Source organism: Ramlibacter cellulosilyticus (assembly GCF_014297465.1).
GTDB lineage: Bacteria > Pseudomonadota > Gammaproteobacteria > Burkholderiales > Burkholderiaceae_C > Ramlibacter > Ramlibacter cellulosilyticus.
Genome location: NZ_JACORT010000017.1, coordinates 12,967 through 35,467, shown reverse-complemented (window position 1 = coordinate 35,467; position 22,501 = coordinate 12,967). Strand labels below are relative to the sequence as shown.

The 22,501-nt window shown below is 70.7% G+C and carries 23 protein-coding genes; 9 read left to right on the top strand and 14 right to left on the bottom strand.

Going from position 1 to position 22,501, the window contains the following annotated elements; translation table 11 throughout:
• Window positions 1-148: 148 nt before the first annotated feature.
• From H8N03_RS25505 to H8N03_RS25495, 3 genes are read left to right on the top strand one after another with little or no spacing between them, the layout of a single operon-like run.
• Window positions 149-883: a GntR family transcriptional regulator gene (locus H8N03_RS25505; protein WP_187079064.1), complete on the top strand. Its 735-nt coding sequence runs from the start codon at window positions 149-151 to the stop codon at window positions 881-883.
• A gap of 22 nt (window positions 884-905) precedes the next feature.
• Entirely contained in the window at window positions 906-1,898 is a 993-nt protein-coding gene (locus H8N03_RS25500; protein ID WP_187079063.1) for a tripartite tricarboxylate transporter substrate binding protein, read from the top strand.
• The gene (locus H8N03_RS25495) at window positions 1,898-2,710 is read left to right on the top strand and encodes an amidohydrolase family protein (RefSeq protein ID WP_187079062.1); all 813 of its coding nucleotides are present in this window, start codon (window positions 1,898-1,900) and stop codon (window positions 2,708-2,710) included. The genes H8N03_RS25500 and H8N03_RS25495 overlap by 1 nt, the downstream gene beginning before the upstream one ends.
• A gap of 14 nt (window positions 2,711-2,724) precedes the next feature.
• Here the strand turns inward: H8N03_RS25495 and H8N03_RS25490 are convergent, their stop codons facing one another.
• From H8N03_RS25490 to H8N03_RS25465, 6 genes are all read right to left on the bottom strand, one after another.
• Entirely contained in the window at window positions 2,725-4,407 is a 1,683-nt protein-coding gene (locus H8N03_RS25490; RefSeq protein ID WP_187079061.1) for an FAD-dependent oxidoreductase, read from the bottom strand.
• 64 nt (window positions 4,408-4,471) lie between these two features.
• The gene (locus H8N03_RS25485) at window positions 4,472-4,936 is read right to left on the bottom strand and encodes a carboxymuconolactone decarboxylase family protein (RefSeq protein ID WP_255428399.1); all 465 of its coding nucleotides are present in this window, start codon (window positions 4,934-4,936) and stop codon (window positions 4,472-4,474) included.
• 76 nt (window positions 4,937-5,012) lie between these two features.
• Complete coding sequence (locus tag H8N03_RS25480) at window positions 5,013-5,885, bottom strand: RNA polymerase sigma-70 factor (protein WP_187079059.1); 873 nt, start codon at window positions 5,883-5,885, stop codon at window positions 5,013-5,015.
• Between the two features lie 52 nt (window positions 5,886-5,937).
• A complete protein-coding gene (locus H8N03_RS25475; RefSeq protein WP_187079058.1) occupies window positions 5,938-6,792 on the bottom strand; it encodes a fumarylacetoacetate hydrolase family protein in 855 nt (284 codons plus the stop codon).
• Between the two features lie 26 nt (window positions 6,793-6,818).
• Entirely contained in the window at window positions 6,819-7,565 is a 747-nt protein-coding gene (locus H8N03_RS25470) for an SDR family NAD(P)-dependent oxidoreductase (RefSeq protein WP_187079057.1), read from the bottom strand.
• Window positions 7,562-8,308 (bottom strand): SDR family oxidoreductase, encoded by a 747-nt coding sequence (locus tag H8N03_RS25465; protein WP_187079056.1) that lies wholly within the window; start codon window positions 8,306-8,308, stop codon window positions 7,562-7,564. Before H8N03_RS25465 ends, H8N03_RS25470 begins: the two co-directional genes overlap by 4 nt.
• A 184-nt stretch (window positions 8,309-8,492) precedes the next feature.
• Between H8N03_RS25465 and H8N03_RS25460 the strand changes: the two genes are divergently transcribed.
• The 6 genes from H8N03_RS25460 to H8N03_RS25435 all read left to right on the top strand — a co-directional run bounded on the left by H8N03_RS25460 (window position 8,493) and on the right by H8N03_RS25435 (window position 14,908).
• Window positions 8,493-9,218 carry a FadR/GntR family transcriptional regulator gene (locus H8N03_RS25460; protein WP_187079055.1) on the top strand — a complete coding sequence of 242 codons (726 nt, stop codon included), beginning with the start codon at window positions 8,493-8,495 and terminating at the stop codon, window positions 9,216-9,218.
• 21 nt (window positions 9,219-9,239) lie between these two features.
• A complete protein-coding gene (locus H8N03_RS25455; RefSeq protein ID WP_187079054.1) occupies window positions 9,240-10,217 on the top strand; it encodes a sialic acid TRAP transporter substrate-binding protein SiaP in 978 nt (325 codons plus the stop codon).
• A gap of 18 nt (window positions 10,218-10,235) precedes the next feature.
• Window positions 10,236-10,817: a TRAP transporter small permease gene (locus H8N03_RS25450; RefSeq protein ID WP_187079053.1), complete on the top strand. Its 582-nt coding sequence runs from the start codon at window positions 10,236-10,238 to the stop codon at window positions 10,815-10,817.
• A gap of 4 nt (window positions 10,818-10,821) precedes the next feature.
• Window positions 10,822-12,216, top strand: a complete 1,395-nt coding sequence (locus H8N03_RS25445; protein ID WP_187079052.1) for a TRAP transporter large permease — start codon at window positions 10,822-10,824, stop codon at window positions 12,214-12,216.
• 101 nt (window positions 12,217-12,317) lie between these two features.
• Entirely contained in the window at window positions 12,318-13,832 is a 1,515-nt protein-coding gene (locus tag H8N03_RS25440) for a UxaA family hydrolase (protein WP_187079051.1), read from the top strand.
• A 17-nt stretch (window positions 13,833-13,849) separates the two neighbouring features.
• On the top strand, window positions 13,850-14,908 hold the full coding sequence (locus H8N03_RS25435) for a malate/lactate/ureidoglycolate dehydrogenase (RefSeq protein WP_187079050.1): 1,059 nt from the start codon (window positions 13,850-13,852) through the stop codon (window positions 14,906-14,908).
• A 202-nt stretch (window positions 14,909-15,110) separates the two neighbouring features.
• On the opposite strand, the gene H8N03_RS25430 is transcribed toward H8N03_RS25435, so the two are convergent.
• The 8 genes from H8N03_RS25430 to H8N03_RS25395 all read right to left on the bottom strand — a co-directional run bounded on the left by H8N03_RS25430 (window position 15,111) and on the right by H8N03_RS25395 (window position 22,499).
• Entirely contained in the window at window positions 15,111-15,458 is a 348-nt protein-coding gene (locus H8N03_RS25430) for a hypothetical protein (RefSeq protein WP_187079049.1), read from the bottom strand.
• Between the two features lie 109 nt (window positions 15,459-15,567).
• The gene (gene pdeM, locus H8N03_RS25425; protein ID WP_187079048.1) at window positions 15,568-16,254 is read right to left on the bottom strand and encodes a ligase-associated DNA damage response endonuclease PdeM; all 687 of its coding nucleotides are present in this window, start codon (window positions 16,252-16,254) and stop codon (window positions 15,568-15,570) included.
• A 195-nt stretch (window positions 16,255-16,449) separates the two neighbouring features.
• Entirely contained in the window at window positions 16,450-17,082 is a 633-nt protein-coding gene (gene slmA / locus H8N03_RS25420; RefSeq protein ID WP_187079047.1) for a nucleoid occlusion factor SlmA, read from the bottom strand.
• Window positions 17,083-17,179: 97 nt separating this feature from the next.
• Window positions 17,180-18,556, bottom strand: a complete 1,377-nt coding sequence (locus H8N03_RS25415) for a sensor histidine kinase (protein ID WP_187079114.1) — start codon at window positions 18,554-18,556, stop codon at window positions 17,180-17,182.
• 53 nt (window positions 18,557-18,609) lie between these two features.
• A complete protein-coding gene (locus H8N03_RS25410; protein ID WP_187079046.1) occupies window positions 18,610-19,311 on the bottom strand; it encodes a response regulator transcription factor in 702 nt (233 codons plus the stop codon).
• Window positions 19,312-19,411: 100 nt separating this feature from the next.
• Window positions 19,412-20,302 (bottom strand): acetylglutamate kinase, encoded by an 891-nt coding sequence (argB, locus tag H8N03_RS25405; protein ID WP_187079045.1) that lies wholly within the window; start codon window positions 20,300-20,302, stop codon window positions 19,412-19,414.
• 52 nt (window positions 20,303-20,354) lie between these two features.
• On the bottom strand, window positions 20,355-21,482 hold the full coding sequence (locus H8N03_RS25400; protein ID WP_187079044.1) for a glycosyltransferase family 4 protein: 1,128 nt from the start codon (window positions 21,480-21,482) through the stop codon (window positions 20,355-20,357).
• A 72-nt stretch (window positions 21,483-21,554) separates the two neighbouring features.
• Entirely contained in the window at window positions 21,555-22,499 is a 945-nt protein-coding gene (locus tag H8N03_RS25395) for a glycosyltransferase (RefSeq protein ID WP_187079043.1), read from the bottom strand.
• Window positions 22,500-22,501 lie beyond the last annotated feature (2 nt).

The following is a 22,501-nucleotide window of genomic DNA, read 5'->3' as shown; positions in this document are numbered from 1 at the left end:
GGTCGTTCTATTTTGCACGAATTCGGTCGTGCGGATCCTGGAGAGAGCTCCCCAGGTCGCGAAACGGGCGCAACCAAGGGATAACCCTCATCCGGCCTGCCAGGCACAAGACCAGAATCGCTCCTCCAGACCTCTAGAGGACTAGAACTTGCCACCCGTCGAAGCCGCCCTGGACCACCAGGGCCTCAGCCGCTACGCCGCCATCGCCGCGGAGCTGCGCACGCGGATCGCCGCCGGCGAATGGCCGCCCGGCACGGCGCTGCCCTCCGAGCAGGTGCTGGCCGCGCAGCAAGGGGTGGCAATGGCCACGCTGCGCCGCGCGCTGGAAGTGCTGGCCGCGCAAGGCGTGGTGGAGCGCATCCACGGCCGCGGCACTTTCGTGCGGGCCGCGATGACGGGCGCGCCCATGCTGCGCTTCTTCCGCTTCGGCGGCGCCTCGGGCGAAGTGCCCGCGTCGCGGGTGCTGAGCCGGCGCAAGGCGACGCCGCCGGCGGAGGTGGCCGAGCAGCTCGCGCTCGAGCGCGGCGGCGCCGCGCTGCACGTCACGCGCGTGCGCTCGCTCGGCGGCAAGCCTTGCCTGCTCGAGGACCTCTGGCTGCCGCTGCCGCTGTTCGCCGCGCTTGCGGACCTGCCCCCGGCCGAGTGGGACACCCTCTTCTATCCCATGTATGCGCAGCGCTGCGGCGTGCACGTGCAGCGGGCCACGGACACGATCGCCTTCGGCACGCTCGCCGCGTCCGAGGCCGCGCACCTGGAACTGGCGCCCGGACACCCTTGCGCGCGCGTGGGGCGCCGCGCCTTCGACGTGGCCGGCCGCTGCGTGGAAGTGCGCACCACGCTCGGCGACGCGCACGCCTTCCACTACACGGTCCAGATCACCTGACGTCCTGCCACGAGGAGACACGATGCAACACGCCTTCAGCCCCCGCCGCCGCACGCTGCTGCGCGCCGCCGCCGCAACCACCCTGGGCGCGCCGCTGCTCGCGCGTGCGCAGGAGCCCATCGCGGGCGGCCGCACGATCACGCTCGTGGTGTCGTATGCCGCCGGCGGCGGCGCCGACCTCATGGCGCGCCTGATCGCGCCGCACATGGGCCGCGCCCTCGGGCAGACGGTGGTCGTGGACAACCGGCCGGGCGCCGGCGGGCAGATCGCCGCCGGCCAGGTCGCGCGCGCGACGCCCGACGGCACGCAGCTGCTGCTGGACGCGTCGTCGTTCGCCGTGAATCCCTCGCTCTATGCGAAGCTGCCTTACGACACCAACACCGCGTTCGCGCCGCTCGCGGTGCTGGCGCTGTTCCCCAACGTGCTGGTGTGCAACCCGTCGTTCGAAGCGAAGACGGTGCGGGACCTGATCCGCGCTGCCAAGGCGCAACCGGGCAGCATCTCCTACGCCTCTTCCGGCAACGGCTCGGCGCAGCACCTGGCGGGAGCACTGTTCGAGGATCGTGCCGGCGTGAAGCTGCAGCACGTGCCCTACAAGGGCGGTGGCCCCGCCATGAACGACGTCATCGCGGGGCAGGTGCCGCTGTTCTTCGCCAACGTGGCGTCTTCCCTGGGACACATCCAGGCCGGCAAGCTGCGTCCGATGGCTGCCACCAGCCTGCGGCGCGCCCGCGCGCTGCCCGACGTGCCGACGATGCAGGAAGCCGGCGTTCCCGGCTACGAAGTGCTGGAATGGAACCCCGTGCTCGCGCCGGCCGGCACGCCCGCGCCGGTGCGCGAGCGGCTCGCGAAAGCCATCGCGCAGGCGATGGCCGAGCCGGAGGTGCTGGGGCGCGTGCGCGCCCTGAGCGGCGAGCCTTTCAGCGGCGGCCCCGCCGAAGCCGCGGCCTTCCTGAAGCAGCAGCAGGCGCAGTGGGCGCGCGTGGTCCGCGAGCGCAACATCGTCCTGGGTTGATGGCCGCTGTTGCGCATCCGGCACCGGGCTGGGATGCCCACGTGCATGTCTTCGACGCCGGCGCCGCCGCGGCCGGCGCGCACTACCGCCCCGTCGCGCGGCCGCTCGCCGAGATCGAGGGCCTGGCGCAGGCGCATGGCTGCGGACACCTCGTGCTGGTGCAGCCCAGCGTCTACGGCAGCGACAACACGCTCCTGCTGGAGGCGCTGCGCGCTTCGCACGGACGCCACCGCGGCGTCGTGGTGGTGCGCGGCGATGAAGCGCAGGCCGAGCTCGACGCGATGCACGCTGCCGGCGTGCGCGGCATTCGCTTCAACCTCGTCTCGCCCGTGGGCAGCGCGCGCGATGACGTGGCACCCGCGCTGGCGCGCATCGCGCCCTTCCTGCGCAGCCGGGGCTGGCACGTGCAGTGGTACGTGCACCCTGCGTTGCTCGAGCAGCTCGCGCAGTGGCAGGCCGTCCACGCGCTGCCGTTCGTGCTGGACCACCTGGCTGGCCTGACGCCTGCCCACGCCGCCAGCGACGGTACCTGGGAAGTCCTGCGCACGCTGGCGGCGGGCGGCGCCTGGATCAAGCTCTCGGGCTGGTACCGGCTGCAGGCGCAGGCGCCGTACGGCGCACTGCACCCGCTGGTGCGCCGCGCGGCCGCGTTGTTCGACGACCGCATGGTCTGGGGCAGCGACTGGCCCCACACGAGCTTCCCGCCCGGCGAGCTGCCGCCGTACGCGAGCCTGTGGGAGCCGGTCGTGCGCGCGCTCGGCGAAGACGGCGCGCGGCGCGTGCGGGAGGCGGGCGCCGCGCTGTACGCCTGAAGCAAGCCCGCCCGCTAGGCAGGCTGCGCCAGCCGCTGGTGGATCATCGCCACCGCCGCGGCGCCCTCGCCGATCGCGCCGCCCACGCGCTTGACCGAACCGCTGCGCACGTCGCCCACGGCGAACACGCCCGGCACGCTCGCCTCCAGTGCCGCGCGGCGCGTGCCCGGCGGGGCCACGGCATCGCCCGTGCGCACGAAGCCCTGCGCGTCGAGGTCCACCCCGCAATGGCGCAGCCACTCGGTGTCCGGATCGGCACCGAGGAAGAGGAAGAGGTTGCGCACCGGCGTTTCCTGCTCGCCATCGGAACGGTGCCGCCAGCGCACGCCGGTGAGCCCGGCGACGGGGTCGCCCTGCAGCGCGCTGACCTGCGTGTGCGGGCGCAGGTGGATGTTGGGGATCCCTTCGATGCGGTCGATCAGGTAGCGCGACATGCTCGCCGCCAGGCCGGGTCCGCGCACGAGCATGTGCACGGGCGCCGCGTGCCCCGACAGGAACACGGCGGCCTGGCCCGCCGAATTGCCGCCGCCCACGAGCGCCACTTCCGAGCCGCTGCACATCTGCGCTTCCAGCGCGGAGGCCCAGTACCAGACGCCGCGCCCCTCGAACTCGCCGAGGCGCGGCACGGAAGGACGGCGGTAGCGCGCGCCGCTCGCCACGACGACGGTGCGCGCCCGCAGCCGGCGTCCGTCGGCGAGCCGCACGCCGAGCTCGCCACGTTCCATCGCACTGCAGTCGAGGGAAGCGACTTCCGCGGGGATCAGGAACTGCGCGCCGAACTTCTGCGCCTGCACGAAGGCGCGGCCGGCCAGCGCCTGGCCCGAGATGCCCGTGGGGAAGCCCAGGTAGTTCTCGATGCGCGCGCTGGCGCCCGCCTGCCCGCCGAAGGCGCGGCGGTCCAGCACCATCACCCGCAGGCCTTCGGAGGCGGCATACACGGCCGTCGCCAGTCCGGCCGGCCCCGCGCCGACCACCAGCACGTCGAACAGCTCCTCGTGCGGCGCGCTGTCCACCATGCCGATGCAGCGGGCCAGTTCGGTCTCGCCGGGGTTGCGCAGGACCGTGCCGTCGGCGCAGACGGCGAGCACGTCGTCCGGCGCGGCGCCGGACTGCTGGTGCAAGGCCAGCGCCTGCGCATCGCGGCCGGTGTCGAGCACGTGGTGGGGGAAACCGTTGCGGTCCAGGAAGCTCTGCAGCCGCACCACGCCCGCGGCCCGCGGGTTGCCGACCAGCACGACGCTGCTGGCGCCCTGCTGCTGCAGGGCCACGCGCCGCAGGATCAGCGCGCGAACGATGCGCTCACCCAGGTCGGCCTCCGCGATGATCAGGGCGCGCAGCTGCCCGGGCGGCAGCAGCAGCGCCTCGACGTCCTCTTCGGCGACGCCGTCCACCATGGCCGGCGCGCCGGAGAGCTGCCCGACTTCGCCGGTGAACTGGCCCGGGCCGTGCCGCGCGACCTGCGCGTGGCTGCCGAGGAAATCGCGCTGCACCGCCGCGACGGAGCCCTTGCGCACGAGGTACAGCCCCGGGCCCGGTTCACCCGCGACGTACAGGCGCTCGCCGCGCCGGAAGCCCACCGCCTGCCCGAAGCGCTCGATGCGCGCGATCTCGGCAGCAGTGAGCACGGGGAAGGCCTGCTGGTAGCGGCCGGGGTCCAGGCCGGGCGGGGTGAAGGGCGCGTCGCTCGCGTCGGGCATGGTGGGCGGTCCTGCGAAAGCCGCAGGATGGCACCGGGCGGCCGGCACCGCAATGCCCGCGCCGCTAGCCGACCGCGTACGGCTTCGCCGGCACCGGCAGGTGGAAGCTCGCGTTGAGCATGTTCCACGCGCGGATCGCGCCGACGGCGAAGGTCAGCTCGGCGAGCTCCTCGTCGCGGAAATGCCGGCGGGCCTCCTCGAACTCCGCGTCGGAAGGGCTGCGGTGCGGCACGGCATTCACCGCCTCGGCCCAGGCCAGCGCGGCGCGGTCCTTCGCGTCGAAGAAGCGGTGCGCCTCGCGCCAGCCCGCCAGCACGTGCAGCGCGCGCGGGTCGACGTCCATCTTCAGCAGCGCGGCCGCGTGCATGTCCATGCAGAAGGCGCAGCCGTTGACCTGCGAAATGCGCAGGTTCACGAGCTCGTGCAGCCGGCGGTCGAGCGTGGACGCGGCCGCGCGGGAAAAGGCGACGAGTGCCTGGGTGGCACGGGGGGCGAGGGCCTGGTAGGCGAGGCGGGGCTGGGACTCCAAGGGGTTCTCCTGTTCGGTACGGAAGCTCGCTGCTTCCATCCACAAGACGAACCGCGCGGCGCGCGTGTGACAGCGCTCAGGGCGCGACGACGATGCGCGCCAGCTTGTCGGGATTGCGCACCGCGTAGAACCGCACGATGCGCTCGCCGTCCGTGACGATGGCCTGCGCCGATTCCACCTGGCCGTCGATGATGCGCAGGAAGCCGGGCGTGCCGTTGACGGTGGCGAGGCGGTATTCGATGCGTTCGCCCAGCCGCAGGTGGTGGGCCCAGAAGAGGTTCGCCACGCGGTCGGCGCCGTGCATGCCGCCGGGCACCGACGGCACCTTGCCGCCACCGTCGCCGATGGCGGAGACGTTGTCCGCCAGCAGCGCGCGGATCGCGCCACGGTCACCGCTGGATGCAGCGGCCACGAAGCGGCGCAGCAACTGCTCGTGCGTCTCGCGCGGCACGTCGAACCGCGGCCGCTCCAGCCGCAGGCGCTCGGTCGCACGATGCACGGCCTGCCGGATCGCCGCCTCGCTCTTCTCCAGCATGGCCGCGATCTCGCCGTAGTCGTAGTCGAAGGCCTGGCGCAGGAGGTAGGCGGCGCGCTCCTCGGGACCGAGGCGCTCCAGCAGGTGCAGGAAGGCGAGCGACAGCTCGTCGGCCCGCTCGGCGATGCTTTCCGGCGTGCGCTCGTCCAGCTCCACGATGGGCTCCGGCAGCCATTCGCCGACGTAGCTCTCGCGCTCCAGCCGCGCCGCGCGCAGGCGGTCGATCGCGAGCCGCGTGGCGACCGTCACCAGCCAGGCTTCGGCGGACTGCAGCGCGGCCGTGTCCGCGGCGTTCCAGCGCAGCCAGGCATCCTGCACGACGTCCTCGGCATCCGCGCGCACGCCGAGCATGCGGTAGGCGATGCCGAACAGGCGGGGGCGCAGGGCGTGGAAGGTGGCGTCGTGGGAGTCCATGCGGCCTAGACGGGCGAGGCCGGCGGATTGTGACAGCCGGCCGCCGGCCGCGTCAGGCCGAGGCCTTGTACGGCACGACCAGCTGCCGCTGCTCGCCCAGCCCCTCGATGCCGAGCGTCATCACGTCGCCCTTCTTCAGGTACTTCGGCGGCTTCATGCCCAGGCCCACGCCGGGCGGCGTGCCGGTGGTGATCACGTCGCCGGGTTCCAGCGTCATGAAGTGGCTGCAGTAGCTCACGATCTTGGCCACGTTGAAGATCATCGTCTTCGTGTTGCCGGTCTGCATGCGCTCGCCGTTCACGTCCAGCCACATGCCCAGGCGCTGCACGTTGGGGATCTCGTCGGCCGTGACGAGCCACGGCCCGATGGGGCCGAAGGTGTCGCAGCCCTTGCCCTTGTCCCACTGCGAGCCGCGCTCCAGCTGGTATTCGCGCTCGCTCACGTCGTTCACCACCGTGTAGCCGGCGACGTGGTTCAGTGCCTTGCTGGAAGGCACGTAGCGGGCGCGCGTGCCGATCACGACGCCCAGTTCCACCTCCCAGTCGGTCTTGACCGAGCCGCGCGGCAGCATCACGGGGTCGTTCGCGCCCTGGATGCAGCTCGTCGCCTTCATGAACACGATGGGCTCGGCGGGGATCGGCATGTTCGATTCGGCGGCATGGTCCGAGTAGTTCAGGCCGATCGCGATGAACTTGGGCACGTGCGCCACGGGGCAGGCGAAACGCGGGTTGCCGCGCACCAGCGGCAGCCTGGCCGGGTTGGCCTTGCGGATGCGCGCGAGCCCCACCTGCCCGAGCTGCGCCGGGCCGATGTCGGGGACGATGCTGCTCAGGTCGCGCAGCTTGCCGTCGGCGTCGATGAGGCCGGGCTTCTCGCGGCCCGGGTTGCCGTAGCGAACCAGTTTCATTGTTGGTTTCCTTGGGGTCGTTGTTGTCAGTAGGTGGCGCGGCCGCCGGAGAGGTCGAAGGTGGCGCCGGTGGAGAAAGAGCATTCCTCGGTGCACAGCCACGCCACCATCGCCGCCACTTCCTCGGGCGTGCCGAAGCGGCCCATGGGGATCTTCGAAAGCATGAAGGCGATGTGCTCCTCCGTCATCTGGTCGAAGATCGCCGTCTTCACGGCCGCGGGCGTCACGCAGTTCACGCGCACGCCGCCGTCGGCCAGCTCCTTGCCGAGCGACTTGGTCAGCGCGATCACGGCGGCCTTGCTCGCGCTGTACGCGCTGGCGTTCGGGTTGCCGTCCTTGCCCGCGACCGAAGCGATGTTGACGATGCGGCCGTAGTTCGCCTCGCGCATCACCGGCACCACTTCGCGGCAACAGAGGAACAGGCCCGTGAGGTTCACGTCCATCACCTGGCGCCACGAGCCGAGCGGGTATTCCCACAGTTTCACGTTCGGGCCGGTGATGCCGGCACCGTTCACCAGCGCATCGATGCGCCGGCTGCGGCGCACGGTGGACTGCAGCGCCTCGCGCACGGACGTCTCGTCGGCCACGTCCACCTGCACGAACGTGGCGCTGGCGCCCAGGCGCTCGGCCGCCTGCCGGCCCGCGGCCTGGTCGCGGTCCCACAGCGACACGCTGCCGCCCGAGGCGAGCAGGCGCTGCGCGATCGCGAGGCCGAGCCCCGCGGCGCCGCCGGTGACGATGGCGTGCCGCCCCTGGAAATCGAGCTGGTTCATAGCGTGATGCCTCCGTCGACCGCATAGGCCTGGCCGGTGACGAACACCGACTCCTCGCTCGCGAGGTACACCACCAGCGGCGCGATCTCTTCCGCGGTGGCGAGCCGCCCCATGGGCTGGCGGGCGATGAAGGCCTTGCGCGCGGCTTCCGGGTCGGCGTTCGCGTTGATCCGGTCCTGCAGCGAAGGCGTGTCGACGGTGCCGGGGCAGATCGCGTTGCAGCGGATGCCGTTGGCCACGTAGTCGGCGGCCACGCTCTTGGTCAGGCCGATCACGGCGGCCTTGGTCGTGCCGTAGATGAAGCGGTTGGGCAGGCCCTTGATGCTGCTGCACACGCTGGCCATGTTGATGATGCTGCCGGCGCCCTGCCCGCCCTTGTTCTGCAGCATGCGCGGCAGCGCGGCCTGGATCGCCCAGAACTGCGCCCGCACGTTGAGGTTGAGGGCGAAGTTCCACTCCTCGTCGCTGGCCTGCAGCACGGTGCCGCCGTGCACGAAGCCCGCGCAGTTGAAGAGGACGTCGATGGCGGGCATGGCCGCGATCACGCGCCCGATCGCGTCCTTGTCCAGCACGTCGAGCTGCACGCAGCGCACGTTGGGCACGCCTTCGTAGCCATCGAGCAGGCGCGGGTTCACGTCCGTGGCCCACACCTGCGCGCCTTCGGCCGCGAGCGCGAGCGCGCTGGCGCGGCCGATGCCCTGTCCGGCGGCGGTGACGAGGGCGGTCTTGTTCTGCAGTCGCACTTCGTGCTCCTTCGTAGGGGCTAGAGATGAGGGGCCAGGGGCTAGGGGAACACCCCGATGCATTCCGAAGGCTTCGGGCCGGATAGTAATTGGCCTGACCACTTGGCCAGTCAGCAACAACCCTAGCCCCTAGCCCCTAGCCCCTAGCCCCTAGCCCCTAGCCCCTAACCCCTAACACTAGTCCATGCCCCTGCAGACCGTCGAGACCAGCCGCCTCTACCGCCAGATCGCGGAGCAGCTGCGTGGCCTCATCGCGGGCGGCGAGTTCGTCGCCGGCACGCGGCTGCCGGCGGAGCGGGACCTCGCCAGGCAGCTCGGCGTGAGCCGGCCTTCGGTGCGGGAAGCGCTCATCGCGCTCGAGGTCGAAGGCTGGGTCGAGGTGCGCATCGGCTCCGGCATCTACGTGCAGGAAGCGCGCCGCCGCAGCGGTGCGATCGCCACGCGCCAGGCCGCCGCAAGCGGCGCCGACTGGGGGCCGTTGCAGGTGATGCAGGCCCGCGAACTGGTGGAAGCCGAAGTCGCGGCGCTGGCCGCACGGCACGCCCGCAAGCCGCAGGTCGCGGAGATGGCCGCGGCGCTGGAGCGCATGCGCGAGGATGTGGCCGCCAACGTCGAACCGCGCGAAGGCGACGAGGCCTTCCACAACGCGATCGCGCAGGCTTGCGGCAACGAGGTCCTCGCGGACACCGTGCGCAGCTTCTGGAGCGCGCGCCACGGCCCGGTGTTCGAGCGCCTGGGCGACTATTTCGAGACGCCCGCCTCCTGGACCGCGGCCATCGGCGAGCACGCCGCGGTGCTGGAGGCGATCCGCGGGCGCGACGCCGAAGGCGCGCGCCGTGCCATGCAGCAGCACCTGAAGAAGGCGACCGGCCGCTACAGCGCGAGCTGGAAACGCGCGAACACCCCCTGATCCACCACCGAAGGAGACAACATGAGCAAACGCCTGACCCTGAAGCTGATCGCCGCGTGCGCGCTCGCCGCCGCGGCTGCCGGCCCCGCCTTCGCGCAGACGAAGCTGAAGTGGGCCCACGTCTACGAGACCTCCGAGCCCTTCCACAAGTGGTCCGTCTGGGCCGGCGACGAGATCAAGAAGCGCACCAACGGGCGCTACGAGGTGCAGGTGTTCCCGGCCTCGACGCTCGGCAAGGAAAGCGACATCAACCAGGGCCTGCAGCTGGGCACCGTGGACATCGTGCTCACCGGCGCCAGCTTCGCCGCGCGCAGCTACCAGCCGCTCGCCATCTCCTACTTCCCCTTCATCTTCCGCGACGCCGAGCACCAGCTGAAGTACGCGAAGAGCGACGTCTTCAGGGAGCTGGCCGCCGGCTACGACAAGGCGAGCGGCAACCACATCGTGGCCCTCAACTACTATGGCGCGCGCCACGTCACGTCCAACAAGGCGGTGAGCAAGCCCGAGGACATGAAGGGCCTGAAGATCCGCGTGCCCGACGCCCCGGCCTACCTGGCCTTCCCCAAGTCGCTGGGCGCCAACCCCACGCCCATCGCCTTCGCCGAGGTCTACCTGGCGCTGCAGAACGGCACCGTCGACGCGCAGGAAAACCCGCTGCCCACCATCGAGGCGAAGAAGTTCTTCGAGGTGCAGAAGAACATCTCGCTCACCGGCCACATCGTCGACTCGCTGCTGACCGTGGTGTCCGGCAGCACCTGGAGCAAGCTGTCCGACGCCGACAAGAAGATCTTCACCGAGGTGATGCAGGAGGCCGCGGACAAGACCGGGCGCGAGATCGTCGCTTCCGAGGCGCGCCTGGTCGACGAGTTCAAGAAGAAGGGCAACAACGTGATCGTGGTGGACAAGAACGCCTTCCGCGAAGCCGTGCTGAAGGCCACCAAGCCCACGGACCACGGCTACCGCCAGGCCGACTACGACCGCATCCAGGCGATCAAGTAAGGAAGGGCCCGGATCCGGATGAACACCACCACCACCACGATCGACGACCTGCCCAAGGTGATGGGCGACGACGGCGAGTTCCACGCGCAGGACGAAGCGGTGGACCTCTCCGGCACCCCGCCCGAGGCCTGGGTGGCCCTGGTGTTCTTCTGGATCCTCGGCGCCGTGGTCTTCTACCAGTTCTTCACGCGCTACGTGCTGAACGACTCGGCCGCGTGGACGGAGGAGATCGCGCGCTACCTGCTCATCGCCACCGTCTTCACGGGCGCGGTGATGGGCGTGGTGCGCAACAACCACATCCAGGTCGACTTCTGCTACCGCTTCCTGCCGGCGCCGGCGGCGCGGGCGATGGCCACCCTGGTGGACATCGTGCGCATCGCGTTCTTCGCCGCCGCGGTGGTGCTCACCTGGCTGATGATGGACAAGCTCGGCTCGTCGTCGCGCATGACCATGATCGACCTCCCCATGAACTGGGTGTACGGCATCTGCCTCGTCGCCTTCGCCGCCATGACCGTCCGCTCGGTGATGGTGATGCGCACGCACCTGAAGCGCGGCTACTCCGTGCTGGAACGCCCCGAATCCTCGATGGACGACCGCTAGACCCATGCTCAAGGTCCTCTTCCTCGCCCTGATGGCCGGCGGCATCCCCGTCGCCATCGCCATGGCCGGCGCGTCGCTGCTGTTCATCCTCATGAGCGGCAACCTGCCGCCCTTCGTGGTGATCCACCGCATGGTGAGCGGCATCGACAGCTTCCCGCTGCTGGCCGTGCCTTTCTTCATCCTCGCCGGCAACCTGATGAACAACGCCGGCATCACCAACCGCATCTACAACTTCGCGCTCGCCCTCGTCGGATGGCTGAAGGGCGGGCTCGGCCACGTGAACGTGGTCGGCTCGGTGGTCTTCGCCGGCATGAGCGGCGCGGCGATCGCCGACGCGGCCGGCCTGGGCACCATCGAGATCAAGGCCATGAAGGACCACGGCTACGGCACGGAGTTCGCGGTGGGCGTCACCGCGGCCTCGGCCACGCTGGGGCCCATCATCCCGCCGTCGCTGCCCTTCGTGATCTACGGGATGATGGCCAACGTCAGCGTCGGCGCGCTCTTCCTCGCCGGCATCCTGCCCGGCGTGTTCATGGCGGTGCTGATGATGCTGACCGTCGCCTGGTACGCGCACAAGAACGGCTGGGGCGCGGACGTCAAGTTCGAGTGGCCGCGCGTGCTGAAGGCGCTGGCCGAACTGGCGATCGTGCTCGGCTGGCCGTTCGTGCTGTGGCTGCTGGTCACCAAGGCCGGCCTGCCCGCGCAGGCCACGGTGCTGACCGGCCTCGTCGCGCTGTTCCTCGCGGACTGGTATTTCCGCTTCCAGGCCGTGCTGCCGATCATGACGCCCGTGCTGCTGATCGGCGGCATGACCACCGGCCTGTTCACGCCCACCGAAGGCGCGATCGCCGCCTGCATCTGGGCGATGGTGCTGGGCCTCGCGTGGTACCGCACGCTGACCTGGAAGATGTTCGTGAAGGTCTGCCTGGACACGGTGGAGACCACGGCGACGGTGCTGTTCATCGTGGCGGCGGCCAGCATCTTCGGCTGGATGCTCACCGCGACGGGCGTCACGACGGCGATCTCCTCGTGGGTGCTGGGCTTCACGCGCGAGCCCTGGGTGTTCCTGCTGCTCGCCAACCTGCTGATGCTGTTCGTCGGTTGCTTCCTGGAACCCACGGCCGCCATCACCATCCTCGTGCCCATCCTGCTGCCCATCTGCCAGCAGCTGGGCATCGACCCCGTGCACTTCGGCCTGGTGATGGTACTGAACCTGATGATCGGCCTGCTGCACCCCCCCATGGGCATGGTGCTGTTCGTGCTGGCTCGCGTGGCCAAGCTGTCGGTGGAACGCACGACCGTCGCGATCCTGCCGTGGCTGATCCCGCTGCTGGTGTCGCTGGTGGTGATCACGTACATGCCCAAGACGGTGCTGTGGTTGCCTAAACTGTTCTATTGAGATCGAACGGTGGGGTTCGCTTCGCTCACCACCACCCTACAAGACCCCCTGTAGGGTGGCGGTGAGGAAGCGAAGCGCCGAACCCCACCGATGGAGCCCCCATGACCCCCTTCATCCGCCTCCACCCCGCCGACGACGTCCTCATCGCCCGCACGCAGCTCGTGGGCGGCACGCAGGTCGAGAACGTCACCGCGCGCGGCCTGATCCCCCCGGGCCACAAGATCGCCATGCGCGACATCGCCGCCGGCCAGCCCGTGCGGCGCTACAACCAGATCATCGGCTTCGCCAGCAAGCCCATCGCCGCCGGCGAGCACGTGCACACGCACAACCTCGTGATGGGCGACTTCGAGCGCGACTACGCCTTCGGCGCCGACGTGAAGCCGGAAGCGGCCAGGCGCGAAGCGACCTTCATGGGCATCCAGCGGCCCGACGGCCGCGTCGCGACGCGCAACTACATCGGCATCCTCTCCAGCGTGAACTGCTCCGCGACCGCCGCGCGCGCCATCGCCGACCACTTCTCGCGGCAGACGAACCCGCGCGCGCTGGAAGCCTTCCCCAACGTCGACGGCGTGGTCGCGCTCACGCACGGCACCGGCTGCGGCATGGACACCGAAGGGCTGGGCATGCAGATCCTGGAGCGCACGCTCGCGGGCTACGCGACCCACGCGAACTTCGCGGCCGTCGTGGTCGTGGGCCTCGGCTGCGAGGCGAACCAGATCAACGCCTGGCTGGCGCACAGCAGCCTGCGCGAAGGCGAGACGCTGCAGGTGTTCAACATCCAGGACACGGGCGGCACCCGCCGCACGGTGGAGAAAGGCATCGCCCTGGTGAAGGAGATGCTGCCCGCCGCGAACCGCGTGAAGCGCGAGCCCTGCAGCGCCTCGCACATCACCATCGGCCTGCAGTGCGGCGGCTCCGACGGCTATTCCGGCATCAGCGCCAACCCGGCGCTGGGCGCGGCGGTGGACCTGCTGGTCGCGCACGGCGGCACGGCCATCCTCTCCGAGACGCCGGAGATCTACGGCGCCGAGCACCTGCTCACGCGCCGCGCCGTGCACCGCGACGTCGGCGAGAAGCTGATCTCGCGCATCCGCTGGTGGGAGCACTACACCCGGGTCAACGAAGGCGAGATGAACAACAATCCCTCGCCCGGCAACAAGGCAGGCGGCCTGACGACCATCCTCGAGAAGTCGCTGGGCGCGGTCGCCAAGGGGGGCACCACCAACCTGCAGGCCGTCTACGAATACGCCGAGCCGGTGACGGCGCACGGCTTCGTCTACATGGACACGCCCGGCTACGACCCGGTGAGCGCCACGGGGCAGGTGGCCGGCGGCGCCAACATGATCTGCTTCACCACCGGCCGGGGCTCCGCCTACGGCTGCGCGCCCTCGCCTTCGCTCAAGCTCGCGACCAACTCCGCGCTGTGGCAGCGGCAGGAGGAGGACATGGACATCAACTGCGGCGAGATCATCGACGGCAAGGCGTCGATCCAGGAGATGGGCGAGCGCATCTTCCGCCTCGTGCTGGCCACCGCGTCGGGCGAGCGCAGCAAGAGCGAACAGCATGGCTACGGCCAGAACGAATTCGTGCCGTGGCAAGTCGGCGCGGTGATGTAAAGGGAGACGGGAACAACATGGCAAGGAAGTTCACGGCCGCGCAACTGCGCGCCACGGTGTCGTCCATCGTCACGGCCGCGGGCAGCGCGCCGCAGGAGGCGCAGGCGGTCGCCGACAACCTGGTGCTCGCCAACCTGAGCGGGCACGACTCGCATGGCGTCGGCATGGTGCCGCGCTACGTGGAGGCGGTGCTGGAAGGCGGGCTGAAGCCGAACGCGAGCATCGATGTGAAGTTCGACGGCGGCAGCATGCTGGCGCTCGACGGGCGCCGCGGCTACGGCCAGGTGGTCGGCGAGCAGGCGATGCAGCGCGCGCTGGAGCGCGCGCAGGACACCGGCAGCTGCGTGATGACGCTCGCGAACGCGCACCACCTGGGGCGCATCGGCCACTTCGCCGAGATGGCGGTGGAGCGGGGGCTCGTCTCCATCCACTTCGTCAACGTGCAGTCGCGGCCCGTGGTCGCGCCTTTCGGCGGCGGCGACGGGCGCTACGGCACCAACCCGTTCTGCGTCGGCATCCCGCTGGCCGGACGCGCGCCCTTCGTGCTGGACTTCGCCACGAGCCGCGTGGCCCAGGGCAAGATGCGCGTCGCGCACAACGAAGGCCGGCAGGTGGAGCCCGGCTACCTGATCGACGAGAAGGGCCGCCCCACGACCAACCCGGGCGTGGTGGTCGTGCCGCAGCCGGGCGGGATGTTCGGCGCGCTGCTCGCCTTCGGCGAACACAAGGGCTACGGCATGGCCGTCGCCTGCGAGCTGCTCGGTGGCGCGCTCACGGGCAGCGGCACCTGGCATCGTCCCGCCGACGACAAGCGCGCCGTGATCAACGGCATGTTCACCGTCGTCGTCGACCCGCGCAAGCTGGGCACGCAGGCGAGCTTCGAAAGCGAGGCGATCGCCTTCGTCGACTGGCTGCGGCAGAGCCCGCCGGCGCCGGGCAGCGACGGCGTGCTGCTGGCCGGCGAGCCGGAGCGCAAGGCGCGGCGCGAGCGCGAGGCGGAAGGCATCGCGCTGGACGAGCAGACGTGGAAGGAGATCGTGGCCGCGGGTGCGAAGGTGGGGGTGCGGGTGGGGTAGGGACCATGCTGGGGTGCGCTTCGCGCAACCCAGCCTACGGTGCGCTGCGCGCAACCCAGCCTCCAGTTCGCTTCGCTCACCGCAACCGGCGGCCCGTCGCGGCCGTAGGCTGGGTTCGCCGCAGGCGACCCCAGCGTTGTTCCCTTACTTCACCGACCGCAGGCTGGGTTCGCCGCAGGCGACCCCAGCACCCTCCCCTCCCTTACTTCAGCCGCTGCCAGCGCTGGAAGCTCGCGTCGCGCGACGCGTCGGCCGGCACGTTCGCCCAGTAGGTCGTGATCTCGGTCTTCGTGCCCGACACGCCGGGCGCGGGGCCGCCGAGGACCGTCGTGGAGCTGCGCTGCACCATCGCGCCGCCGGGCAGCAGCGCATGGTCGGTCACCGTCGACACGGTGGACGGCATCACGGTCACGCTGGCGCTCGGCGCGCCGGGCGTCACGACGACGCCGGTGCCCGAGGTCACGGTCACGCCGGTGGACGAGGACACGTTGCTCTGCGCAAAGGCGGAGGCGGCCAGCATGCAGGCCGCGGCGACGAAGGCGATCTTCATTTCGGTTTCTCCCTGGAACGAGGACGACCTTGCCATTGCAAGCTGGAGCGGCGATGCGCCTCGACGGATGCGGGCGACGCTGCGTGTCAGCGCCGCACCGACGCGGCCTTTACGGCACAGGCAGGACGGGGAGCGCGCGGACCGTCTCGCCGGCGATCGGGAAGATGCGGTCGCCGGCACGCGGCTCGATGCGGTGCATGCCGGTGAAGCTGCCGAATGCCGGAAGGATCCCCACGGCCTGCCCGGGGAGCTGGCCCGTGTCGTCGCCGAGCCAGAAGCACGGCAGGCGCAGCCGTTCGAAGGCACGCCCGGCGATGCTGATGCACGGGTGCCAATGGCCGGCGAGCACATACGCGCCGGCGACCGGCCGCGGGTGGTGGCACAGGGCGAACGGACCCAGCCGCAGCGGCTCGTCCACCACGCTGAAGCGCAGGTCGGCCGGCGGATCGCCGGCGCGGTCGTCGTGGTTGCCGCGGACCAGCGTGAGCTGCAGGTCGCCACGCGCCTCGCGCCAGGCCCGCAGCACGCCCAGCGTGCCGGCGCTGTGCGAGCGCACGGAATGGAGGAAGTCGCCCAGGAAGACGACGTGGGTCGCGCCGGTGTCCGCCAGTGCGGCGTCCAGCCGGTCCAGCGTCTCGCTGGTGGTGCCGCTCGGCACGGGCACGCCGAGCTTGCGGAAGCTCACCGCCTTGCCGAAGTGGGCGTCGGCGACGAGGAGCGTGCGTTCGGCGCAGAGGTGGAGGGCACCGGTGGGATGCAGGAGGGCGTCGTGGCCGGCGAGGCGGATGCGGAGCATGGGAACGATCGGTGGGGTGTCCGAGGCTCGGCTTTGCCTTCTCTTCGGGCTACGCGCCGCGGGGGCGGCGCTCGAACGCTGGCGCTCACCTTCCGCGGCGTTGCCGCGCCACCCTACATCGGAGCGCGGCGCTTCTTCGGTCTTCGTAGGGTGGTGGTGAGCGAAGCGAACCCCACCGGGCGGCGCACGCGGAGGTTACAGCATGCGCGACAGCGCCTGCTCCAGGTGCTCCGACGGCACCCTCTTGAACCCCGAGCGCGCGAAGCGCTGCAGGCGGCCCACGATGAAGGCCGTCAGGACGGAAGCCCGCACCTGCGCGTCCACCGTCGGCGTGGCGCCGTCCGCGCTGCGCAGGCACTGCTTCAGCGAGGACTCCACCTTGTCGAAGAACTGGTTCATGCGCTGCTGCAGGCGCTCGTTCTCGAACACCAGGGCGTCGCCGACCATCACGCGGGTCATGCCCGGGTTCTTCTCGGCGAACTGGATCAGCATGGACACGATGCGCCCCGCCTGCCCGGCGCCGGCAGGCTCGCGCTCGGTGATCTGGTTGATCAGGCTGAAGACGCTCTGCTCGATGAACTCGATCAGCCCCTCGAACATCTGCGCCTTGCTCGCGAAGTGCCGGTACAGGGCGGCCTCGCTCACGTCCAGGCGGGCGGCCAGGGCGGCCGTGGTGATGCGCTCGGCACCGGGCTGCTCCAGCATGGTGGCCAGCGCCTGCAGGATCTGCACCCGCCGCTCCCCCGGTTTCGGGCGCTTGCGCGCCGCGGCCGGCGTGTCGCCGCCGGCAGGGATCGGATCGGGGGTATCGAGCTCGGCGTGGGACATGTTGGCTAGGTCAGCGGTTGCAAAATGATTCTCGCATAGCCGACCGTGAGCGCTCGCCAGCCCATCCACGCCGCGGGATTGCTCCGCGAGTACGTGCTCACCCCGGGAGGGGAAGTGTGACTTTCAAGCCACGGCCACCCGCGCCGGGCTGGAGCTGGAGGTGGCTGCCGTGCACCCGGGCGATCTCCTCGGCGATCGCCAGGCCCAGCCCGTTGCCCTCGCCCTGCGTGCCTTGCACCCGATAGAAGCGCTCCAGGATCCGCGGCCGTTCCATCACGGCGACCCCCGGTCCGTCGTCCTCCACCTCCAGGAAAGGCGTGCTGCCGCGCCGGCCGCAACGAATGGTGACGGCGCCGCCTTCGTGGCTGTATTTCACGGCGTTGTCGACCAGGTTCGACAGCAGCTCGCGCAGCAGCCACTCGTGGCCCATCACCTGGACGGGGTGGGCGTCCAGGCCCAGGTCGATGCGGCGGCCGGTCGCGGCATCGAGGTGGGCTTCGAGGGCGTCCTCGCAGAGCGACTTGAGGTCCACCCGCTGCTCGGGCTGCGAGTGCATGCCGCGGGCGTCGGCCCGCGACAGCGCCAGCAGCTGGTTGGCGAGCTGCGAGGTGCGGCGCGTGGCGCTGCGCAGCTTGTAGACCTGCTCGGTGGGCAGCGCCAGCGTGCCGGCCTGCTGCGCGGCGTTCGCCGCCTGGGCCCAGGCCTCGACCTGCGCCTGCAGGCCGGCGATCGGGGTGCGCAGCTGGTGCGCGGCATCGGCCACGAAGCGGCGCTGGCCTTCCGCCTGCGCGTTCACGAGGCCGAACAGCCGGTTCAGCGACTCCACCAGCGGGCGCACTTCCTCGGGCGAAGCGCCCTCGTCGATGGCGCTCAGGTCGCGCGGCGAGCGGCGCTCCACCGCTTCCTTCAGCGACAGCAGCGGCTTCAGCGCCTGCTTCACCGCCCAGCGCACGGCGAAGGCGGCCGCCGCGATCAGCACCAGGTTGGGCAGCAGCACGCGGAACAGGATGGAGCGGGCCCACTGCTGGCGCGGGTCGGAGCTGTCGGCGACGACGACCACCACCTCGCCCACCACGGTGGGCTGGCGCTGGCGCACGATGCGCCAGGTGGCGCCGTCGTGCTCCTCGCTGTGCACCTCCGGCGAGCTGTCCGGGGGCGGCAGGCCTTCCAGCCAGGCGTCGCCATGCAGGCGGCGGCCATCGGGGTCCAGCAGCGCGTACGCAGCGGAGCCGGCGCGCTCCTTGAGGAACTCCTCCACCGGCGGCGCCAGCATCAGCAGCGGGCTGTCGGTGGTCTGGCCGATGACGGAATCGGCCACCAGCGGGACGAGGGACAGCAGGCGCTGGTCCTGCTGCGTGGCGATGTTGTCGGCGGAGCGGAATTCCAGCCACGCGTTGACGACCGCCAGCAGGGTGAGCGGCGCGATCAGCAGCACCAGCAGCCTGCGCCGCAGGCCCGAGGTGACGCCGCGCACCTCGCGCGTGCGCCCGCCGCCGGCCGCGGGCGCGTCGGGCAGCAGCGTGAGCTTCACTCGCCCTCGGTGGGACGCAGCTCCAGCCGGTAGCCGAAGCCACGGATCGAGCGCAGCGCCACCCCGTACGGTTCGAGCTTGCCGCGCAGGCGCGAGATGTAGACCTCCACCGCGTTCGGCGTGATCTCCTTGTCCCAGCCGGTGAGGGCCTGCAGCAGCTTGTCCTTGCTCGCGGGCTTGGGCGCGTTGATCAGGAGGTACTCCATCACCGTCCACTCGCGGGGCCCCAGCTCGATCGGCACCGACTGGCCATTGCGTTGCGCGCTGGCGCGCCGGTTCGCCGTGTCCAGCTCGATCGGCCCGAAGCTCAGCACCGCGGACGTGGCCGCCTGCGAGCGCCGCAGCAGCGCGCGCAGGCGCGCGAGCAATTCCGGCAGCTCGAAGGGCTTGATCATGTAGTCGTCCGCGCCGAGGTCGAGGCCCTGCACGCGGTCGTGCAGCGCGTCGCGCGCGGTCAGGATCAGCACCGGCAGGTGATGGCTCGCCATCTCGGGGCGGCGCAGGCGCCGCGTGAGCTCCAGGCCGTCCATGTTCGGCAGGCCGATGTCGATGATGGCCGCGTCGAACACCTCGGTGCGCAGCACCTCCTCCGCCCGCTCGCCGCTGCCCACCCAGTCCACGGCATAGCCGGCGTTGCTGAGGCCCAGCTTGATGCCGCTGGCCACCATCACGTCGTCTTCGACTAACAACAACCTCATTGAATCTGGTTTCCTTTCAGTGCCGCCGCGGATCCGGCTTTGCCGGGCCGCTGGGGGCGCCCCCTTGAGGGGGAGGCGCCGAAGGCGCTTCGGGGGTGGGTCAATTCGCCCGGATCATGGTGCCGTAGGCCTGGTCCGTGAGGATCTCCAGCAGCATGGCATGCGGCACGCGGCCGTCGATGATGTGCACGGCGTTCACGCCGGCCTTCGCCGCGTCCAGCGCGCCGCTGATCTTCGGCAGCATGCCGCCGGAGATCGTGCCGTCCGCGAAGAGCCCGTCGATCTGCTTCGCCGACAGGTCGGTGAGCAGCTGGCCCGCCTTGTCCAGCACGCCGGGCGTGTTGGTGAGGAGCACCAGCTTCTCCGCCTTCAGCACCTCGGCGAGCTTGCTCGCCACGACGTCGGCGTTGATGTTGTAGCTCTCGTTCTCGTCGCCGAAGCCGATGGGGCTGACGACGGGAATGAAGTTGTCCTCCAGCAGCGCCTTCAGCACGCCGGGGTTGATCTCCACGATGTCGCCGACCTGGCCCACGTCGTGTTCCTTCGACGGGTCCTTGGCGTCGACCATCTTCAGCTTGCGCGCGCGGATCATGCCGCCGTCGCGGCCGGTGAGGCCCACCGCCTGGCCACCCGCCTTGTGGATGAAGCCGACGATGTCCTGCTGCACCTCGCCCGCGAGCACCCACTCGACCACTTCCATGGTCTCGGCATCGGTGACGCGCATCCCCTGGACGAACTCGCCCTTCTTGCCCAGGCGGTTCAGGGCCTGCTCGATCTGCGGGCCGCCGCCGTGGACCACGACGGGGTTGATGCCAACGAGCTTCAGCAGCACGACGTCTTCGGCGAAGTCGGCCTGCAGCTCGGGGTCGGTCATGGCGTTGCCGCCGTACTTGATCACCATGGTCTTGCCATGGAAGCGGCGGATGTACGGCAGCGCCTGGGCCAGGATCTCGGCCTTGTCGCGCGGGGCGATGTGGTTGACGTCGTTCATGGGGGAAAACCGGGGGTTGCCCCGATTTTGCCGCAAGCCGGCAAATGCCCCGCTAGCGCCGGGATTGGAGGAAGCGGTGCCAGCGCCGCGTGCGGAAGCGCACGATGCTGTAGTAGGCCCAGAGGTAGGTGATCACGAACAGCAGGATGAAGCCGATCAGCACCGGGGTGTTCTGGTAGAAGAGCGTCGCCGGGATCGCGCTGAGCACGACGAAGGCCAGCAGGTAGGGCGAGGTGCGGTTGTTGCGCATCAGCATGCGCCGCGCGTCGTCGTCGTGGAAGACGTGCCGCACCACGCGCCGGAAGATCAGGTGGTGGAAGTGCAGGCCGTCCGGCAGCCCGGGCGAGCGGCCCATGGTGCGCTTGCGCCAGATGGAGAAGATGGTCTCCCAGATCGGGTAGGCCAGCAGCAGCACCGGGAACCAGGGCGACACGTCGGCGTGGCGCTGCGCCAGCTGCACGGACCCGAGGGCGATCACGCCGCCCCAGAGGTAGGCGCCGCCGTCGCCGGCGAAGATCAGCCCGTGCGGATAGTTCCACAGCAGGAAGCCCACGGTGGCGCCGGCCAGGACCACCATCACGCCCGCGAGCTGCCGGTCGCCGACGGCGAGCGCGACGTACACGATGGCCATGCAGCAGATCAGGGTCAGGATGCCCGCCAGGCCGTTGTAGCCGTCGATGATGTTGATGGAATGCGGCAGTCCCGCCACGGCGAAGAGCGCCAGCGCCATCCCCAGCCAGGGCATGGCACCCCACATCTCCTGCAGGCCGGGAATGCCGATGCGCGGGACGGCGATGCCGAACAGCAGGGCGGCGAGGAAGGCGGCGAGGAAGGTGCCCAGCATGCGCCAGCGCGGTCGCATGGCGTGCGTCACGTCTTCGAGCAGGCCGGTGACGGTGGCGAGCAGCGCGATGCCGCAATACCCGAGGGCGTCGCCCAGGGCGATGGGGATGCTGTTGGTCACGCCGAACACCGGCTGCGACAGCGCCATCCACACCCAGCCCCCGAGGCAGGCGACCAGCATCGCGGCCCCGCCCAGGCGAGGCACGTGGCCCACGTGAAAGCGTTGCGGCACGTCCTCGAGCAGCCAGTACTTGCGAGAGCTCTCCTGGCCTGCGCGCAGCAGGGCGGCGCAGCCCAGGAAAGACAGCAGCCCGCTGAGAAGCAGCAGGATCAGCATTCCATCAACCTCTTCTTTCCTCCCGGCGCGGATTCTCGCATCCGCGGCGGCGGATTCCTTCCGCGCGGCCGGTCACAAGCGTCTCAGAATGCAGGCGACCCACAGCATGGCCTGCTCCGGCGGGCTCTGGCGGTAGGCGCCGCTGCGTGCAAGCCACAGGGCGCGCCGCCAGGGGGTCGCCGCCGTGCGCGCCTGCCCGAAGGCCTCCAGCACGGCGCGGTTCTCCGGCGTGAGCACCTCGCTGCGTTGCGCAAGGGCCGCGGCGTTCACGGTGTTCCACGCCCGGTATTCCCCCTGCAGCACCATCACCAGCCGCGCCCAGCGCGCGCGCCACCCGATGTTGCTGCCGATCGCATTTCCGCCGTGCTGACGGTAACGCACGAAGGGGCGCGCGTCGTGGTGAACATGGCCACCGGCGCCGGTGACGAGCTGGTAGGTGAGCCAGTCGTGCGTCACGAGCTCCAGGTCGACGCAGCCGGCCACCAGGGAGGCAGCGGCGCGATTCAGCAGCATGGTGTTGCCGCCCATGATGTTCTGCGTGATGGCGTTGCGGAATGACGGGGGACGGCGCAATGCGCGGGACAAGCCGCGGTCCTGGTCGTCGTCGTCCACCACGAAGGTGCGGCCGCCGTACAGCGCGGGTTCGGTACTGCCCTCCTTCGCGGCGAGGGCGGCGTGGGCCGCCTGCAGCTTGCCGGGGAGCCAGACGTCGTCCTGGTCGCAGTAGGCGAACCACTGCGCCCGCGGGTCCTGCAGCGCCTGCACCAGCAGCAACAGGAAGCTGCGCGTGGCCGAACGGCGCGGCGGCGCCGCGAGCCGGTGCACGGCGCGGATGGCGCCGCGCGGCTGCCCGGCGAGTTCGTCCAGCAACCGCGCCGTGCCGTCGGTGGACCCGTCGTCCGCCACGTGCACCACCACGTCCACCCCTTCCTGCTCCTGCAGGCTCGCCCACTGGCGGGGAAGGTGGCGTGCTCCGTTGTACGTGGCCAGGAGGACGTGGATCGTGGGAACCGGCATCG

Coding starts and splice junctions, on each gene's coding strand:
- H8N03_RS25470 (WP_187079057.1), bottom strand. CDS start 7,565: ATGAACCAGCTCGATTTCCAGGGGCGGCACGCCATCGTCACCGGCGGC.
- H8N03_RS25395 (WP_187079043.1), bottom strand. CDS start 22,499: ATGCCGGTTCCCACGATCCACGTCCTCCTGGCCACGTACAACGGAGCA.
- H8N03_RS25440 (WP_187079051.1), top strand. CDS start 12,318: ATGACCCCCTTCATCCGCCTCCACCCCGCCGACGACGTCCTCATCGCC.
- H8N03_RS25400 (WP_187079044.1), bottom strand. CDS start 21,482: ATGCTGATCCTGCTGCTTCTCAGCGGGCTGCTGTCTTTCCTGGGCTGC.
- H8N03_RS25450 (WP_187079053.1), top strand. CDS start 10,236: ATGAACACCACCACCACCACGATCGACGACCTGCCCAAGGTGATGGGC.
- H8N03_RS25455 (WP_187079054.1), top strand. CDS start 9,240: ATGAGCAAACGCCTGACCCTGAAGCTGATCGCCGCGTGCGCGCTCGCC.
- H8N03_RS25430 (WP_187079049.1), bottom strand. CDS start 15,458: ATGAAGATCGCCTTCGTCGCCGCGGCCTGCATGCTGGCCGCCTCCGCC.
- pdeM (WP_187079048.1), bottom strand. CDS start 16,254: ATGCTCCGCATCCGCCTCGCCGGCCACGACGCCCTCCTGCATCCCACC.
- argB (WP_187079045.1), bottom strand. CDS start 20,302: ATGAACGACGTCAACCACATCGCCCCGCGCGACAAGGCCGAGATCCTG.
- H8N03_RS25500 (WP_187079063.1), top strand. CDS start 906: ATGCAACACGCCTTCAGCCCCCGCCGCCGCACGCTGCTGCGCGCCGCC.
- H8N03_RS25410 (WP_187079046.1), bottom strand. CDS start 19,311: ATGAGGTTGTTGTTAGTCGAAGACGACGTGATGGTGGCCAGCGGCATC.
- H8N03_RS25495 (WP_187079062.1), top strand. CDS start 1,898: ATGGCCGCTGTTGCGCATCCGGCACCGGGCTGGGATGCCCACGTGCAT.
- H8N03_RS25445 (WP_187079052.1), top strand. CDS start 10,822: ATGCTCAAGGTCCTCTTCCTCGCCCTGATGGCCGGCGGCATCCCCGTC.
- H8N03_RS25480 (WP_187079059.1), bottom strand. CDS start 5,885: ATGGACTCCCACGACGCCACCTTCCACGCCCTGCGCCCCCGCCTGTTC.
- H8N03_RS25475 (WP_187079058.1), bottom strand. CDS start 6,792: ATGAAACTGGTTCGCTACGGCAACCCGGGCCGCGAGAAGCCCGGCCTC.
- H8N03_RS25490 (WP_187079061.1), bottom strand. CDS start 4,407: ATGCCCGACGCGAGCGACGCGCCCTTCACCCCGCCCGGCCTGGACCCC.
- slmA (WP_187079047.1), bottom strand. CDS start 17,082: ATGTCCCACGCCGAGCTCGATACCCCCGATCCGATCCCTGCCGGCGGC.
- H8N03_RS25435 (WP_187079050.1), top strand. CDS start 13,850: ATGGCAAGGAAGTTCACGGCCGCGCAACTGCGCGCCACGGTGTCGTCC.
- H8N03_RS25460 (WP_187079055.1), top strand. CDS start 8,493: ATGCCCCTGCAGACCGTCGAGACCAGCCGCCTCTACCGCCAGATCGCG.